Annotated in this window: 15 protein-coding genes; 9 read left to right on the top strand and 6 right to left on the bottom strand. The window is 70.1% G+C overall.

What is annotated here, in order from left to right; all coding sequences use genetic code 11:
* Positions 1 to 5: 5 nt before the first annotated feature.
* The gene (locus ACTMTF_RS07685; RefSeq protein ID WP_441109930.1) at positions 6 to 773 is read right to left on the bottom strand and encodes an AraC family transcriptional regulator; all 768 of its coding nucleotides are present in this window, start codon (positions 771 to 773) and stop codon (positions 6 to 8) included.
* A gap of 90 nt (positions 774 to 863) precedes the next feature.
* On the opposite strand from ACTMTF_RS07685, the gene ACTMTF_RS07680 reads away from it, so the two are divergent.
* A complete protein-coding gene (locus ACTMTF_RS07680; protein ID WP_441109929.1) occupies positions 864 to 2,111 on the top strand; it encodes an MFS transporter in 1,248 nt (415 codons plus the stop codon).
* On the opposite strand, the gene ACTMTF_RS07675 is transcribed toward ACTMTF_RS07680, so the two are convergent.
* Positions 2,108 to 2,680, bottom strand: a complete 573-nt coding sequence (locus ACTMTF_RS07675) for a TetR/AcrR family transcriptional regulator (RefSeq protein WP_441109928.1) — start codon at positions 2,678 to 2,680, stop codon at positions 2,108 to 2,110. The two genes, ACTMTF_RS07680 and ACTMTF_RS07675, sit on opposite strands and share 4 nt — an antisense overlap.
* An 81-nt stretch (positions 2,681 to 2,761) precedes the next feature.
* On the opposite strand from ACTMTF_RS07675, the gene ACTMTF_RS07670 reads away from it, so the two are divergent.
* Complete coding sequence (locus tag ACTMTF_RS07670) at positions 2,762 to 3,535, top strand: oxidoreductase (protein WP_441109927.1); 774 nt, start codon at positions 2,762 to 2,764, stop codon at positions 3,533 to 3,535.
* Between the two features lie 35 nt (positions 3,536 to 3,570).
* Positions 3,571 to 3,942 carry a VOC family protein gene (locus tag ACTMTF_RS07665; RefSeq protein WP_441109926.1) on the top strand — a complete coding sequence of 124 codons (372 nt, stop codon included), beginning with the start codon at positions 3,571 to 3,573 and terminating at the stop codon, positions 3,940 to 3,942.
* 71 nt (positions 3,943 to 4,013) lie between these two features.
* Here the strand turns inward: ACTMTF_RS07665 and ACTMTF_RS07660 are convergent, their stop codons facing one another.
* A complete protein-coding gene (locus tag ACTMTF_RS07660; RefSeq protein ID WP_441109925.1) occupies positions 4,014 to 4,616 on the bottom strand; it encodes a TetR/AcrR family transcriptional regulator in 603 nt (200 codons plus the stop codon).
* An 83-nt stretch (positions 4,617 to 4,699) separates the two neighbouring features.
* Between ACTMTF_RS07660 and ACTMTF_RS07655 the strand changes: the two genes are divergently transcribed.
* Positions 4,700 to 5,698 carry an SDR family NAD(P)-dependent oxidoreductase gene (locus ACTMTF_RS07655; RefSeq protein ID WP_441109924.1) on the top strand — a complete coding sequence of 333 codons (999 nt, stop codon included), beginning with the start codon at positions 4,700 to 4,702 and terminating at the stop codon, positions 5,696 to 5,698.
* Between the two features lie 105 nt (positions 5,699 to 5,803).
* Here the strand turns inward: ACTMTF_RS07655 and ACTMTF_RS07650 are convergent, their stop codons facing one another.
* The gene (locus tag ACTMTF_RS07650; RefSeq protein ID WP_441109923.1) at positions 5,804 to 6,877 is read right to left on the bottom strand and encodes a LacI family DNA-binding transcriptional regulator; all 1,074 of its coding nucleotides are present in this window, start codon (positions 6,875 to 6,877) and stop codon (positions 5,804 to 5,806) included.
* Positions 6,878 to 7,022: 145 nt separating this feature from the next.
* Here ACTMTF_RS07650 and ACTMTF_RS07645 point away from each other — a divergent pair, with 145 nt between their 5' ends.
* The 4 genes from ACTMTF_RS07645 to ACTMTF_RS07630 all read left to right on the top strand — a co-directional run bounded on the left by ACTMTF_RS07645 (position 7,023) and on the right by ACTMTF_RS07630 (position 11,545).
* Positions 7,023 to 8,384: an ABC transporter substrate-binding protein gene (locus ACTMTF_RS07645; RefSeq protein WP_441109922.1), complete on the top strand. Its 1,362-nt coding sequence runs from the start codon at positions 7,023 to 7,025 to the stop codon at positions 8,382 to 8,384.
* A gap of 7 nt (positions 8,385 to 8,391) precedes the next feature.
* Positions 8,392 to 9,318, top strand: a complete 927-nt coding sequence (locus ACTMTF_RS07640; protein WP_397012619.1) for a carbohydrate ABC transporter permease — start codon at positions 8,392 to 8,394, stop codon at positions 9,316 to 9,318.
* Positions 9,315 to 10,139 carry a carbohydrate ABC transporter permease gene (locus ACTMTF_RS07635; protein WP_397012617.1) on the top strand — a complete coding sequence of 275 codons (825 nt, stop codon included), beginning with the start codon at positions 9,315 to 9,317 and terminating at the stop codon, positions 10,137 to 10,139. Before ACTMTF_RS07640 ends, ACTMTF_RS07635 begins: the two co-directional genes overlap by 4 nt.
* Positions 10,140 to 10,381: 242 nt before the next feature.
* Complete coding sequence (locus ACTMTF_RS07630; protein ID WP_441109921.1) at positions 10,382 to 11,545, top strand: glycoside hydrolase family 68 protein; 1,164 nt, start codon at positions 10,382 to 10,384, stop codon at positions 11,543 to 11,545.
* 28 nt (positions 11,546 to 11,573) lie between these two features.
* On the opposite strand, the gene ACTMTF_RS07625 is transcribed toward ACTMTF_RS07630, so the two are convergent.
* Both ACTMTF_RS07625 and ACTMTF_RS07620 read right to left on the bottom strand, forming a co-directional pair.
* On the bottom strand, positions 11,574 to 12,941 hold the full coding sequence (locus ACTMTF_RS07625; RefSeq protein ID WP_441109920.1) for a hypothetical protein: 1,368 nt from the start codon (positions 12,939 to 12,941) through the stop codon (positions 11,574 to 11,576).
* A 17-nt stretch (positions 12,942 to 12,958) separates the two neighbouring features.
* Complete coding sequence (locus ACTMTF_RS07620) at positions 12,959 to 13,876, bottom strand: alpha/beta hydrolase family protein (RefSeq protein ID WP_441109919.1); 918 nt, start codon at positions 13,874 to 13,876, stop codon at positions 12,959 to 12,961.
* Positions 13,877 to 14,253: 377 nt separating this feature from the next.
* Between ACTMTF_RS07620 and ACTMTF_RS07615 the strand changes: the two genes are divergently transcribed.
* Positions 14,254 to 15,618, top strand: coding sequence for a hypothetical protein (locus tag ACTMTF_RS07615; RefSeq protein ID WP_441109918.1), 1,365 nt, complete (start codon positions 14,254 to 14,256; stop codon positions 15,616 to 15,618).
* Positions 15,619 to 16,039: the final 421 nt, after the last annotated feature.

Here is a 16,039-nt window from a genome sequence, read left to right as displayed (position 1 = left end):
CCACGTTACTCGTCATGCTTTGTAGTACAAACAACTGGGTTCGGGAAGCCCGGCTCGCTCAGCGCGTCCCGCGTTCCTTCGCAGACCGCGCTGTTCGAGGTGGAGCGGTAGGAGCCGGGAGTCTGGCCCATGGTGCGGGCGAAGACGTCGACGAAGGCGCTGGTCGTGGCCCATCCGCAGAGGTGCGCTGTCTCGGTGACGGTGGCGCCCTCGGCGAGGCGGATCATCGCGTGGATGATGCGCACGTTCGTGCGCCACTGCGGGTAGGTGGTTCCGAATTCGGTGCGGAACAGGCGCGCGAGGGTGCGTTCGCCGGCGTTGACCTGCCGTGCCAGCCAGGCGATGGTCCGGGGCAGGCTGAGGTCGTCGGTGACGAGGCGGCAGGCGTGCGCGAGGCGCGGATCGCGTGCGGTCGGCAGGGTGAGGGCGCGGACATCGGCTCGGCGTAACCGATCGCCGAGCACAGCGCGAATGCGGTGGGTCTCCCCAGCCGTGAGCTCCGGATCGGTGCAGGCGATGAGGAGCTCACGCAGCAGGGCCGAGACGGCGACGACGGTCGGCGAATCTCCGGCGAGCGGGGGATCCTCGGCCGGGAACATCAGCGTGTGCACGATGGTGTCTCCGTAGGCCTGGTGCTCATGCCAGGCGGAGGCGGGGACCCATATCGCGCGATCCGCGCAAGCCACCCACGCCCCGTGTTCGGTCTGCACGGCGAGAACCCCGCGGGCGACGTAGATGAGCTGGTGGTCGTCATGCCGATGCCCGCGGATCACCTCCCCGGGCGCATGATGATGGCGGCTTTGCAACATATCTAGTCAGATTATCGAAAGCGCATCCCTGCCCGCCGGCGAGAACGTCAATACATGAACCGTTTCCGGCGCCTTCGGCATGCGATCGTCGACACGCGCCCTCTGGCCTTCCCGGCCTACCGCCGCACCTTCCTCGGGCAGGCGGCGGCCCTGGTCGGAACGACGGTGACGCGGGTCGCCGTCCCCGTCCAGGTCTATTCGATCTCGGGTTCGTCCCTGGACGTCGGCCTCGTGGGGTTGGCGACGCTCGTCCCGATGGTCGTCTTCGGTCTCTACGGCGGCGCTCTCGCCGACCTGGCCGACAGGCGGCTTCTCTACCTCGTCTCGTCCGTCCTGACCTGGGCCGGCACACTCGCCCTCCTGACGCAGGCCGCTCTCGGCGCGCGGTCCGTGGGTACGATCCTCGTGCTGGTCGCCGGCCAATCCGCCGGTTTCGCGGTCTCCGCGGCCGTTCGCGGCGCCATCATCCCCGCGCTCGTGCCCGTCGAGCTGATCCCGGCGGCCAACGCGCTCACCTACACCGCCGGCAACGTCGGGCAGGTCTTCGGCCCGCTCGTCTCCGGTGCGCTGATCATGCTTCCGAACGGCTTCGTGTACGCCTACGGCATCGACGCGCTGCTGTTCACCGCAGCGCTCTACGCCGTCTTCCGGCTGCCACCGCTACCACGAGCCGCGCCCGCGGGGCGAGCCGGCATCCGCGCCGTCATGGACGGCCTGCGCTTCCTCGGCGGCAGGCCCGTCCTGCTGATGGCGTTGATGGCCGACGTCATCGCCATGCTGTTCGCCATGCCGGAGGGGCTCTTCCCCGAGGCCGCCGCCACGCGATTCCCTGGCGGCGTCGGCCTCCTGTACGCGTCGATCGCCACCGGCTCTGTACTCGCCGGGCTCGTCAGCGGATGGATCGGCCGAGTGCGCCGCCAGGGCGTCGCCCTCACCATCGCCGTGGCCATGTGGTCCGCCGCCATCGCCGTCGCCGGACTCAGCCACACCCTCTGGCTCACCGTCCCGCTGCTCGTCCTCGCCGGCGGAGCCGACCTCGTCAGTGCCGTCTACCGGCAGACCATCCTGCAGACGTACGTGCCCGACCACATGCGCGGGCGTATGCAGGGCGTCTACACCGTCGTCGTCGCGGGCGGCCCCGGCCTGGGCGACCTCCGAGCCGGGGTCATGGCCACGACCATGGGCCTGACCATCGCGTGGTCGGGAGCGGCGATCCTCGGCCTCGTGATCGTCCTCGTCTCGGCCATCGCCGTCCGGCCCTTCTGGCGCTACGAAGAAGCAGGCCGGCAAGGCACGATCTAGCCGTGGTTCGCCGCGCCGTAGCGCAACCCGTCATACAGGATCGTGGCGATCCGTACCGCATCGTCCTTCCAGCCTTCGGCGCGCATCCCGCAGATGCCGCCGAGGGCGCGCAGCACGACGCGCCCGCTGATGCCGCTGCGGACGAGGCCGGCCACGACACCTGCGGTGAGAAGCTCGTCGAGGGCGCGGGCCATCTCGTCGCGCGCGTCGTCGAAGACCGGCGAATCGGTCGCCATGATGCTCTCCAGGGCCTCACCCATCCCCCTGCCCACTGCCGCGTGCTCCACGAGCAGCAGCAGGAAGGTGCGCAGCGCCTCGTCCGGAGGATGTCGCGCGAGCAGCCGGGCGGGGGTCGCGCAGAGCTCGGCGACCTCCTGGCGGTACACCTCCGCGACGAGCGCCTCGCGCGTTTCGAAGTGGCGGTACAGCGTGCCGACGGCCACATCGGCTCGGCGGGCGATCTCCTCCACATGGGCGTGGTCGTCGGCGAGGAACGCCTCACGCGCCGCTACCAGGAGAGCTTCGCGGTTGCGTCGGGCATCGGCGCGCAGCGGACGTGATGACGGCAACGGTCCTCCATAAGGTGAGTCCAATTCCGTTTGTGTGCACAGTTTCCGGAGTCGGGTTCACTTTACTGGAGGAGTACGCCCATGACGATCGAGTACGAAACGCTCGCCGGCCTGCGAGTGCTGGTGACCGGTGGCAGCCGAGGGCTCGGGGAGGCGACGGCCCGTCGCTTCGCCGCGGCCGGCGCCACCGTGCTGACAGCCTCGCGAACCGCGCCCCCGGAAGACCTGCCCGCCACCTTCATTCCCGCCGACCTGCGCTCCGAGGAGGGGGCGACGGAACTCGGCCGACGAGTGGTGGACAGCGTCGGAGGCATCGACGTCCTGGTCAACAACGCCGGAGCCGCGACCGGGCCGATGCCGACCCTGAAGCGGCCGGACGCGTCCTGGCTCGCCGACCTGGAGATGAACCTGCTCAGCGCGGTCCGGCTCGACCGGGCCCTGGTTCCCGGGATGGTCGAGCGTGGCTCCGGCGTCGTGGTGCACGTCTCCTCCATCGCCAGCCACCTGCCCCAGCCGGCCGAAGCGTCGTACGCGGCCTCGAAGGCGGCGCTCAACGCCTACAGCCGCGAGTTGGCGACGGCGGTGGGCGAGCACGGCGTACGCGTGGTGTGCGTTCTGCCGGGCTTCGTCGTCACCGAGGGAGCGGTCGAGCATCTTCAGCAGATGGCCGACAGCCAGGGCGTGGGTGTCGACGAGGTCAAGCAGCAGATCGTGGACCACCTGAAGGTGCCGATGGGCCGCCCCGGCGAGCCCGCGGACGTCGCGGAGATGATCGCGTTCCTCGCTTCCGGCCGCGCCAAATGGCTCACCGGTGCTCAGTTCCGGGTCGACGGCGGCATCATCCCCGTGGTCTGAACCGCCCCCTGTACGCGATTCGAGGAGAGAACACCATGACCTTCAGCCTGACGTCATTGATCGTGGACGCCGCGGACCTGGAAAGCGAGAGCTCGTTCTGGCACCGGCTGCTCGGCGGCTCGATCACGAGGACGGCGACGCACCACTTCCTGCGGATCGACGGCTTCCCCGTGATCGTGATCCAGCACGCTCCGGGGCATGTGCCGCCGCAGTGGCCCGACGGCGTCTCGCAGCAGATGCACGTCGACCTCGCCACGGACGACGCGGCGACCGCGGCCCAGCGGGTGCTCGACGCCGGCGGTCGACGGCTGCGACCGGCTGACGACGATGTCGTCGCCTCCACTCGGCCTGGCTCCCGGGTGTACGCCAGCCCGGCCGGCCACCCCTTCTGCGTTTCCTCGGCCTGACCCCGGCACCGAGCACGAACGACCGGCCAAGATCACCGGCTCACAGAGATCGGGCGGCTCATCGCTGAACGTCAGGTGACGGATTGCGCCACCAGGGCCATGGCCTGCCGCATGGCGTTGCGTACCTCGTTGGGTGCGTCGCCGCGCCGCAGCGCGGTCAGTGCGGATGTGCTGATCGCGCCCACCATCGCGCCGACCAGGGCGGCGGCGGTGATCGTGTCGAGTCTGTCGGGGAATGCCCGCTGCAGCGCTTGGGCCAGTTCGGACTGCGCGGTGAGGTAACGCTGCAGCAGCCGGGCCTGCAGCGCCGGCACCGAGGCCGCCAGCCGTGCGCGAAGTTCCGCGAGCCCGCTGGGGAGGTCGCTGTCCCAGGCGTCGGCGATCATCAGGTCCATCGCCCGCACCAGCACTTCGGGCAGCCGTTCCCCGGCGCTGCGCTCGGCGATCGCCTGCAGCGCCAGGTCGACGCGCACGTCGGCATTGGCCAGGAGCACATCCTCCTTGGCCTGGAAGTGGAGGAAGAAGGTGCGGGGCGACACCTCCGCGGCGTCGGCGATCTCGGCCACGGTCACGCGGTCGTACCCCTTGTCCTCGAACAGGCGCACCGCCGCCTCGATCAGCGCCTGCCGGGTGCGCTGCTTCTTGAGCTCCCGCAGTCCGCGTTTCTCCTCCACGCAGGGCAGCTTAGTTCATCCGCCGAATTGATGCATACTGTGTATCGCTACATAGACTGCAGCCACTTGAAGGGTGATCATTCATGGGAAGTCTGGATCGACGCGTCGTCCTCATCACCGGAGCAGGGCGCGGCATCGGGCGGGAAGAGGCGCTGTTCTTCGCCGCAGAAGGCGCCAAGGTCGTCGTCAACGACCCCGGCGTCGCCATCGACGGCACGAGCGGCGACGCCGGCGTGGCCGCGAAGGTCGTCGAAGAGATCACTGCCCGCGGTGGACAGGCCGTGGCCAACACCGACAGCGTCGCCGACTGGGACGGCGCCCGCCGCATGGTGGAGACGGCCCTGGAGTCCTTCGGCGACCTCCACGTCGTGGTCAACAACGCGACCATCGAACGGAACGCGGGCCTGACCGACCTGTCGGAGGAGGACTTCGACGACGTCGTGGCCGTCAAGCTGAAGGGCACCTTCGCGGTAACGCGCTGGGCGGCCCGCCACTGGCGCGACAGGTACCAGGCAGGGGTCCACGCCGACCGCGCCGTGGTCAACACCTCCTCCGGCTCCGGGCTGCTCAACCCGCTGCCCGCGCAGGTCTCCTACGCGGCAGGCAACGCCGGGGTCGCGGCGCTGACCACCGTGGCAGCCCTCGAACTCGGCCGCTACGGCGTGCGGGTCAACTGCATCTCGCCCTCGATGGCCCGCACCCGCCTCACTCACGCCGTTCCCGGCATGAGCCAGGAACCGTCGGCGGGCCGGTTCGACCCGCTGCACCCGGCCGTCAACGCGCCTGTTGCCGCCTACCTGGCCGGCGCGACCTGCCCGCTCACCGGCCAGGTGCTGTCGGTGCGGGGCGGAACGGTCACGGTCAACCACGGCTGGTCACCCGGCGGCCACATCCACAAGGACGGGCTGTGGAGCGTGGCGGAGCTGGCCGAGAAGGTGAAGGAGCTGCCGATGGACGACCCGTTCGACAAGCTCGCCCAGGCTCTGACCGGAGCGCTCGGCGCCGTCGGACGCGCCCGGCTCCAGGAGATGATCAACGCCCTGCTGGACCAGGGAGCCCACTCCGACGCGGCCTCCGCATGACGCGATGAGTCACGTCCCGGACCGGCAGGAGCAGGCGAACGATCGACGACAGGCCGGAAGAGTCGCGAGCTGATCCCCTGCCCTTCCCGATGTGCCTGTCGGGTCTCAGCCGGGGGGCTCCCCGGTGGGTGACGGCGTAACGGATTCGCGGCTGCGGACGGGCATCGGAACCCGGTGCACCTCGCCGGCCCGTCCGGTGTCCGCGCGGTCGCGGTCGATTTCGGCGAACAGCACGTCGACGGCCTTACGGCCCAGCTCGTAGTGGGGCAGTGCCACGGTGGTCAGCTTGGGGCGCATCCATGAGGCGATGGGGTGGTCGTCGAAGGAAACGACGGAGACGTCCGCGGGCACCTTGAGCCCGAAGTCGTCGAGTGCCTGGTAGGCGCCCATGGCGATCCGGTCGTTGAAGCAGATCAACGCACGCGGCCGGGCGGTGGCGAGGAGGTCCCGGGTCGCGGTGAGGCCATGCTCCGGCTGCCAGTCGGGGCACCTGCGACCGCCCGCCACCTTGACTCCCGCCTCGCTGAGCGCCTCGCGGATGCCGACGAGCCGTTCCACCGCCGCGACGCTCCCCGAGGGCACGTTACGCAGGCCCGGACCGGCGCCGATCAGGTAGATGCCGTCGCGGTGGCCGGCGTCGAGCAGGACGCGGGCGGCGAGGCGACCGGCCTCGACCTCGTCGGGAAGGACGGCGGGCAGGGGGGTGGGCTCCTTGGGCAGCGCGTTGAGCAGCACGGCGGGTGAGGCCGTCATGCCTTGGGGAACCTTAATGGTCCTGGTGAACATCGAGGCCAGGATGAGCCCGTCCACCTGGCGATCGTGCATGGCCTGCAGCAGGAGGCGTTCGAGCTCGGCGTCGCCTTCTGTCTCACCGATGAACAACATGAAGCCGCGGTCACGGGCGGCTTCGAGTGCTCCCTTGATCATGTCGCCGGCGAGCCGCGAGGTGGCGACGGTGTCGGAGATGAAGCCGATCGTCCGGGAGCTGCCCGTACGCAGGCCCACGGAGACGATGTTGGGCCGGTACTGCAACTCGTCGGCCGCTTTCAGCACTCGCTGCTCGACGTCCTGAGAGATGCGCAGCTCACGGCCGCGGCCGGACAGCACCAGCGAGGCGGTCGGGCGGGAGACACCTGCGGCCTTGGCCACATCGGCCAGCGTGACCCGTCGTGGGCTCACCCAGAACCTCCGATCGTCAAGAGTGTGTTACGGGGGGTTGACATCTTGCGCGGCGCATGGTGAGACTATCGGCGCTAACCCGATTTAGCAAAGAAGGCGGACATCAGCCGGGTGCCGATTGTCCCCAGCAGCAGAGGAGATGCACATGGCTCGTCGAGGTCGCCCCGGCAGGTCCGGGGCCGCGCTTGTGATCGCCATGGGGACGCTGGCCGCCGCCTGCGCGGCTCCCGGCGGCAACAGCGCGCAACCTCAGGCCACCAGCGCGTCGCCGGCGTCCGCGACACCCACCTGTGGCACGGCGCCGACCCAGCTCGACGGCTACTTCGAGACCGGCTTCCCGCTGCCCAAAGCGCTGACCACCGAGTTCACCAAGCAGCACCCGAACGTCACGTGGGACATCCGTGAGGACCAGTTCGCGGTGATCACACAGAACGCGCCGCGTGTGCTGGCGGACAATCCGCCCGACCTGATGCGCCTGCCCCAGGTCTCCGAGCTGGTCAAGGACAACCTGCTGAAGAACCTGGACGGCTACGCGACGGCGTTCGGCTGGGACAAGTGGCCGGCCTCGCAGCTCGAGCAGCTGCGCCTGGGCCAGGGCGGGCGGCCGCGCGGCGAGGGCTCGCTGTACGCCCTGGGGCTGAACGTCAGCATGACCGGTGTCTTCTACAACAAGAAGCTCGCCGCGCAGATCGGGATGTCCGCGCCGCCCACCACGCTGGCGGAGCTCGACGAAGTGCTGGACAAGGCCAAGAAGGCGGGCATCACGCCCATCCTGCAGTTCAACGGCGGCGCCACCGGTGGCCTGGCATTCCCCTTGCAAAACCTCATGGCCTCCTACGGCCCGACCGGGCCCATCAACGACTGGATCTTCCAGAAGCCCGGTGCCACCATCGATACCCCGTCGAACCTGCAGGCCGCCCAACACCTGGAGCGGTGGACCAAGGCAGGATTCTTCCAGAAGGACGTCAACGCGGTCGACTACGCGACCATGATGAGCCGCTTCATCGACGGCCAGGGCCTGTTCATGTTCAACGGCGACTGGGAGTCGGGCAACCTCGACAAGCAGATGCCGGGCAACGTCGGCTTCTATCTGATGCCGTCAGCGCAGCAGGGCGGCAAACTGGCCGCGATGTCGGCCCCCCTCACCTTCGGCATCGCCGCGAACGCCAAGAACGCCGACTGCGCCGCCTTCTTCCTCAACTGGGTGGCCACCGACAAGCGGGCCCGCGAGATCGGCGTCGAGATCGGCGGATCGCGTCCGATGGGCCCGGCCGACGCGTACATGCCGACGGTGGCGCCGGACAAGGTCACCGCGAGCACGCTGGCAGCCGGGGCGGACATCGCGAGGGACGACGGCGCGATGGATTTCATCGCCAACGCCACCGGCGCCATCTACGCCAAGAGCTGGACGCCGCAGTTGCAGAAGCTGGTCGCCGGACAGCAGACGCCGCAAGAGCTGCTGAAGACGGTCCAGGAGGACTACGCCAGCCAGCTCGAAGGGAACTGAGAAGGTGATGACCCGCCCTGCCGGCGCCCGATCCTCGCCCCGGCGGCCGGTGGTGACCAAGCTGCGCGGCACGCGTGGCTTGGTCGGCTGGCTGTTCGTCGCCCCGGCGCTCGCCTTCTACGCGGTGTTCGTCCTGCGCCCGATCACCCTGACGCTTCAGTACTCGCTGTACGACTGGAACGGCATCGGCGCCTCCACCTGGGTGGGGCTGGCCAACTACGGCAAGGTCTTCACCGATCCGGACCTGTTCGACTCGCTGGTCAACGCCTTCCAGCTGATCGTGTTCTTCAGCGCGATCCCGGTCGTGCTCGGGCTGGCGATCGCGGCGACGATCAGGCGTATCGCCGCGACCAGGCTCGCCGTCGTGGCGCGGACCGTGCTCTTCCTGCCGCAGGTCATCCCGCTGGTGGCCGCCGGCATCGCGTGGAGCTGGTTGCTGTCGTCCACCGGAGTGGTCAACCAGTTGCTCACGCTCATCGGCCTCGGCGGGGTGACCCGGGCCTGGCTGGGCGATTTCGCCACCGCCCTTCCGGCGGTCGGCATGATCGGCGCGTGGGTGCTGCTCGGCCTGTGCACGCTGCTGCTCCTGGCGGGCATGAGCAAGATCGACCCGGCGTTGTACGAGGCCGCCCGCCTCGACGGCGCCGGGCCGTGGCGGGAGTTCATCTCCATCACGGTCCCGAGCCTGCGCCAGGAGATCGCGGTCTGCGTCACCGTGACCGTGATCGCGGCACTGGCGAGCTTCGACATCATCTACATCTCCACCCAGGGCGGCCCCGGCAACACGACCATGGTTCCCGGCCTGCAGATCTTCTACCTGGCCTTCTCCGAACGCGAGGTCGGCATGGCCTCGGCGCTGGCCGTGGTGCTCATGGTCCTCGTGATCGCCTGGGCCCTGCCCATCCAGTGGTTCGCGAAGGACGGCGACCGATGATCCTCGGGTGGCGGGAGGCCTGGACCGGCCGTCTCCTGCTCATCCTCATGATGGCGGTCACGCTCCTGCCGTTCCTCAGCCTGTTCGTCACCGCCCTGCACCCCTCGGGCAGCTATCCGGCCGGACTGGCCTGGCCGGACGACCCGCAGTGGGGCAACTTCCTGCGGGCCTTCGAGGCGGCGAACATGAGCGAGCTGCTGAAGTCGAGCGCCCTCATCGTGCTGGGTGTGGTTCCGATCTCGATCCTGCTGGGTACGATGGCCGGCTTCGCCATCGGCCACCTGCGCGTGTACGGCGGACGGGCGATCTTCCTGCTGTTCGTGCTCGGCCTGACCCTCCCGTTCGAGGGCATCATCACGCCGTTGTACTACCAGATCCGCGACATGGGACTCCTCAACACGCGGTGGGCCATCATCCTGCCGCTCATCGGGCTGTTCATGCCGTTCAGCGTCTTCTGGATGCGCGCCCACTTCGTCAACATGCCCGGGGAGCTGTCCGAGAGCGCGCGCATGGACGGAGCCGATGTGTGGCAGTTGTTCCGCCGCATCCACGTCCCCCTGGCCATGCCGGCGATCTCGTCGCTGGGCATCCTGCTGTTCCTGTGGACCTGGAACCAGTTCCTGCTGGCCATCGTCCTGGTCGACGACCCGACCAAGCGAACGATGTCCGGCGCCCTGGGGGCCTTCCAGGGCCAGTGGGGCACCGACATCCCGCTGCTCTGCGCCGGATCGCTGCTGATCCTGACCCCCACGCTCGTGATCTTCCTCATCTTCCAGCGTCACTTCGTCAAGGCCCTGCTCCAGGGCTCCCTGAAGGGGTGACGGCGATGAGCGCGCCGCGCTGGGGGAGTGGCGCCGCAGGAGCCGCCGAACTCGCCATGCACTGCCGCACCTGACCGGTTCAGGCCCCGAAGCCTGTGCATCGACAGCAGGATCACATCCCGCCCGTGAAAGAAGAGGTCATCCATGCGCCCCCGAGGACGGTCAGGCACCCCACGGAGAACGGCGATCGAACCCACCGTGCTCCAGGGACGCTCCGGCAACCACCGCCGGCAGGGTGCCGCGTGAGCGAAGGCCGACCGGCGTACTGGACCCGCCGGCACCTCGATCTGCTCGCCGGGACCGGCGCGGTCACGGCGCCGGTCATCGATCCGCCGGCCCTGCCACGGATCCTGCCCGACCACGATCTGTGGGACCTGTGGCCGATCCAGGAGGAGGACGGCTCAACGAGCGTGATCGGCGGCAAGGAGCTGTGGATGGCCCTGTCGGCTCCCGCCCTCGGCCATCCCGAAGAGCGCCATGACCAGGCCCGGATCCGCCTGCTCGGTAAGATCGGCGATCAGTGGGAGGACCTGGGGAACGCCTTCGCCGACGGCGCCTCGCCCGGCAGCCGTGAATGGTCAGGGTCAGCGGTCCGCCGGCCCGACGGCAGCGTCTCCGTGTTCTACACGGCCGCCGGACGGCGTGGCGAAGCACGGCCGACGTACCGGCAGAGCGTCATCGAGACCCGCCCCGCCCTGATCGCCGACGGCGGTCGCATCCTGCTGCGGCAGGACGCCGAGCACCGGGAGGTCCTGCGCTCCGACGGCCGGATGTATCTGCCGGCCGACGAGTCCGACGGGGCGGCGGGCCGGATCAGGGCCTTCCGCGATCCCGGCTGGTTCCGCGATCCGGCCGACGGGCGCGGCCATCTGCTCGTCGCCGCGTCCACCGCCTGGGAGGACGGCTTCACCGGCGCGATCGCCCTGGCCACCGCACAGGCCGGCGCCTGGTCCCTGCTACCGCCCCTGCTCGTCGCCGAAGGCGTCAACCACGAGCTCGAACGGCCGCACGTCATCGTCCACGATTCCTGGTACTACCTCTTCTTCTCCACCCAGCGTCACAACTTTCACCCGGCCGACCGTGCACCCACCGGGCTGTACGGCTTCGCCGCGCCCAGTCTGACCGGACCGTACGAACCGCTCAACGGATCCGGACTCGTCCTGCAGAACCCTTCCACCGAACCTGACCAGGCCTACGCCTGGTTGGTGCTGCCGGACCTCCGCGTGGTCAGCTTCGCCAATTACCGCTCCCAGCACGGCACGGATCCCCGTTCAGGGGGAGCCGCGCAGGCACGGACCGGTTTCGGCGGCACCATCGCCCCGATGCTCAGGCTCGCCATGAACGGTATGACCACCTCTGTCACCCCGATCGCGATCGGGGTGCCGAACACCGCGTCGACACCCTGACGCGGTGCCGGGCAGCGGCCCATGCGGCTCAGCCGGGATAGGGGCGGTTGAAGCGGGGCGGGGTGAACGGGACGTACCGGGGCGCGGGATCGGCTGCCAGTCCCGCCGCGCGGGCGTTCATCGCCGGGGCGGACGTCGCGGGCCAGTGACCGGTCCGCAGCCGGTGGAGCACCGTCATCAGAGCCGCCTCCTGCTCCGCTGGTGAGAAGTCGCAGTGGCCGACGGTCCTGGTGTACGTCTGGCGCAGCAGGGAGCCTGCTCCCGCCCGGTGCGCCTTCTCTCCGTACGACTGCTGCTGGGCGACGGTGGAGATCTGGTCGCCGATTCCGGACACGGTCAGCACGGGGATCCGCAGGTCGCCGTCCAGGACGATGCCCTGGGAGAACCGCTCGACGGCGTCGGGGTCTGCGGCGATGCGGGGTGCGGCGGCCAGGTTCTTGAGGTCTGCACGGAGGTCCAGGTTTGCCGCCTTGTACAGGGCGCCGACGGCACGCCGGAGGGCGGGATCGGTCTGGCGCAGCTGCTTCGCGTAGTCCACGCCGGTGTTCCAGGACGGGTTCCCGCCGACCACCGCCATGATCTGGCGCCGGCTGCTCATGGCCTGCCCGACGTAGGGCAGGGGCCCACCGGCGAGCGCGAGGTAAGCGCCCTGCTCCAGCGCGTTGGCGTCCCTGCTGTCCGGTGGCGGCGGCGCGGACCCGTCGGGGTTCCGGCCCCAGGCCGGCAGCTGGCCGATCGCGGCGGCCAGTGCGATCCGGGCTCGGCCCTCGGGAGTCCGCTGCGCCGCGGCCAGGGCGTCGATCCATGATTTCCGGGCCGAGTCGACGTTCTCCGGGATGTCGATGACCGGCAGCCCCGGGGCGACCAGGCGCTCGAGCACGAAGAGCGTGTCGAGCTTCTGATTCCACTGGCCGACGGACCCGCCGAGGCCGCCGCACATCGGGACGGCGGCGTCGAAGGCGTCGGGGTGGATCTGGGCGACGCCGGCGGCGACGAAACCGCCCATCGAGGTCCCGGAATCGATCGCGTACCGTGCCCGGCCGTAGGCGTGCTCGAAGCGGGCGAGCGCTGCGGCCTGGTTGTCGATGGCGGACCGGATGTCCCAGCCGGTGATCGCCCGGCTGGTACCGCCGCGGGCCACGCCCTTGGCCAGCAATCGCGCGGTGAGGGAGTCGTTCAGGCCCGAGCCGGCGAAGTCGAGGGCGACCACCACGGTGCCGTTCCAGCCGGCCGGGACGACGAACTCGTAGGGTGTGCCGTCGTCGAGGGTGCCGCTGATGCAGGTGGGGTCGGCGGGGGAGCCCGCCAGACACGGTGCCCCGCCGGGAGGCCGGGGCGGGGCAGCGGCGGCGGTTCCGCCGCCGACGACGGTCGCCAGCGCGATGGCCAGGAACATGCTCACTCCACGGCGGATCACAGCGACAGCCCCTTCGACTCGATCTTCCAGCCGGCCTCGGCGCACAGTCCGCAGTCGGGGCCGACAAAGCGTGTCCCGGCGGCTCGGTCCCCGCGCAGGACGTAGTCGAACCAGTCCGCGGCCACCTGCCAGCCCGTGGTGGCCCTGGTGCCGGAGATCAGGTTGCTGTGGCCGGCCGTCGTGTCACCGGCCAGGACGGCGGGGACGTCGAGCAGGGCGTAGTTGTCGATGCTGTTCTGGTGGGCGACGTCATCCGGACCGCCGTTGACCAGCAGCGTCGGACTGTGCAGGTCGGCGAGACGGTCGCGTCCGTAGCCGCCGAAGCTCGGCTCCGGGAAGTAGCCGGTGTTGAACCCGGCGACCGCGTCGACCAAGGGGTCGGTCCCGGCGGCGAGAGCCTCGATGCCGCCGCAGCTGTGGCCGAGCACGCCGATCCGTGTGTTGTCCTCCCGCCCGTCGAACTGCTTCCGGGCCGCCTTCGACTCGGTGGCCCAGTGGGCGGCCGCGAGGAGCGCCTCGGGGTGCGCCGTCGTGTTCCCGGGGGTGTTGGGGACGGGGAACTCATCCACCGCGCCGTTGGCCACGACGACGTATCCCTGGGAGGCCAGGCCGGTGAGGAAGGTGATCGCTTCGAGGTTGCTCGTCGCGCAGGCGCCGTTGCCGTAGACGATCACCGGCAGGCTGCCCTTCGGCAGTGCCTTGAGGTCGGCTGGGCGGTAGACGGTGTGCCCGGGCAGCCCGTCGGCGGCCTCCCGGACCGTGGGCAGCACGGTCTGCGTCGAGGCGTCCGAGGGGGTTCGTGATGGTGGCGGATCCTGGGTGGGCGCCGCTACGGCGGCACCGGAGCCGGCGAGGACGACCGCGCCCACGGTCGCCGCCAGCAGGGTCCGCGCGGTCATGGAGCGGGCAGACATGTCGCGTTTCCTCCACGGTAGATGGGCAAGGCAGGGGGTGTTGGCTAGGCCCCGACGAGGTCCGCGAATGGCCAGCGGGACGCTTGGTCAGCTGCTGTGACGTCCATCGTCGACGTTGATAGTGACGATCGTTCAGCTTTCTGTCGTCAATGTCAATCCCCGTGGCTGCTCCTCGTTGCCCGGTGATGTGCGGAGCGAGGGCGCCGATCGCGCCCAGGGCGCGATGGCACCAGGCAAGAACGCCTGGGAAGAGTCCTTCATCCCGTGACCGGTTCAGCTGCGACGTCTGCCCATTATAAATAACAGTTATCTTGACGATCAATACAGGTACCCCCGACTATCAGGAGTGCTCAACACCCAACACATGGAGGTGCATCGTGCTCGCATCGGTCAGAACAGCCGCCACAGCCCTGTTGGCCACCGTCGCCATCGCGCTCGCCGGTCAGCCCGCCTGCGCCTCCGCCCCGCCGGTCTCCCGCGTCGAGGGCCTCCTGCCCAGCGGAGGCCGCTATCTCATCGAGGTCCCCGAGAACTGGCGGGGAGCTCTCCTGGTGTGGAGCCCCGGCTACGTCTCCACCGCCGGCCGGCCCGCCGCGAACTCCCCCGACGCCGTCACCCGGGAGTGGTTCCTGTCCCACGGCTACGCCCTGGCCGGCACTCAACCCGCGGGCAGCGGCTGGGCGGTGGCCGAGATCATGCCGGATGCCGTTGCGGTGCTGGACGAGGTACGCGCCCGGTTCGGGCGGCCCGCCCGCACGATGGCCTGGGGCTCGTCCATGGGCGGGCAGGTCGCCGCCGGCCTCGTACAGAATTATCCTGAACGCTTCGACGGCGCGCTTCCCCTGTGCGGGTCCGTCGCCGGCCCGGTCGCCATGCTGAACGCCGGCCTGGACGCCACCTGGGCGCTCAAGCAGCTCACCGCCCCCGGCGCGGACCTGGAACTCGTCCGGGTCACCGACGAGGCGGCCCGCCAGCGTAAGGGCAAGGAGATCCTGGACGCCGCCCAGGCCACCTCGCAGGGACGCGCGCGTATCGCTCTGGCCGCGTCATTCGCTCAGCTGTCCACCTGGTCGGTGGCCGGTACGCCCAAGCCGGCCCCTGGAGATCACGCGGCCCAGCAGGAGCAGCAATACCAGGCGTTCATGTGGGCCGCCTTCTCACCTCGCCAGCCCCTGGAGCAACGTGCGGGCGGTAACTTCTCCTGGAACGACGGGGTCGACTACCGCTCGCTCCTGGCCCGCTCCGGCACCGCACGGCAGGTCAAGGCCCTGTACCGGGAGGCCGGGCTGAGCCTGGCCGACGACCTGGCGACGCTGGCCGGCGCGCCGCGGATCACCGCCGACCCCGCCGCCGTGGCCTATATGGCCGCCAACGTCACCCCGACAGGCGAGCTGCGTGACCCGGTCTTCACGCTGCACGAGACCGGCGACAACGCGCCCACCGTCGTGCAGGCCGAGGCGTACGCCGACGCCGTGCGCGGCATGGGCGCCGGGAGGCTGCTGCGGCAGGCGTTCGTCGACCGCCCCGGGCACTGCGGCTACCGGCCGTCGGAGATCATCGTCTCGGCGCTGACGCTGGAACGCCGGATCACCGGCCGGGCCTGGCCCGAGACCCGGGCCGCCACGCTCAACCGTCTCGGCGCGGCCCTGGACGCCGCCTCCCCGCTCGACCTCGGCACGCCCGGCTTCGCCGAACACCGGCCCGGGAACATGCTCCGTCCCTACGCCCCCGGTCGGCGATGATCCCACCGAGCCCAGGCGGGCCCGCCGATCCTCCGGCGGGACCGGTCACCACGGGCTCATCCCGGTGCGGAGGGAGTAGGTGACGACGCTCAGGATGCGCTCCCGCTCGCGGTCGCCGTTCTCTTCGCGAAGGTGGGTCTCTCCGGCGGCCTCGACCGTCTCCCGCGCGATGCCGGCGAGGTCGGCACCGGGCAGCAGAGCCTAGATCAGCGCCTGCACGGCCCGTTCCTTCAGCAGCAGGCGACCGTGCTCGGTGTCGTGTCCCGGGCATGCCCCGCGCGTTGAAGAGCTCCATGACAACCGTCCACGCTCCGTGCCGGCCGGCCAGCATGATGCCGTCGGCGCCCTCGGCCAGGTCGTCATAAGCTTCGCCTTCGGCGTCCGCCCAGGTGGCCGGGTGGGCGGTGGCCGCGTCGCCGCC

It is taken from the genome of Nonomuraea sp. ZG12 (assembly GCF_052068115.1).
GTDB lineage: Bacteria > Actinomycetota > Actinomycetes > Streptosporangiales > Streptosporangiaceae > Nonomuraea.
This window is presented reverse-complemented; position numbering and strand designations above follow the sequence as displayed.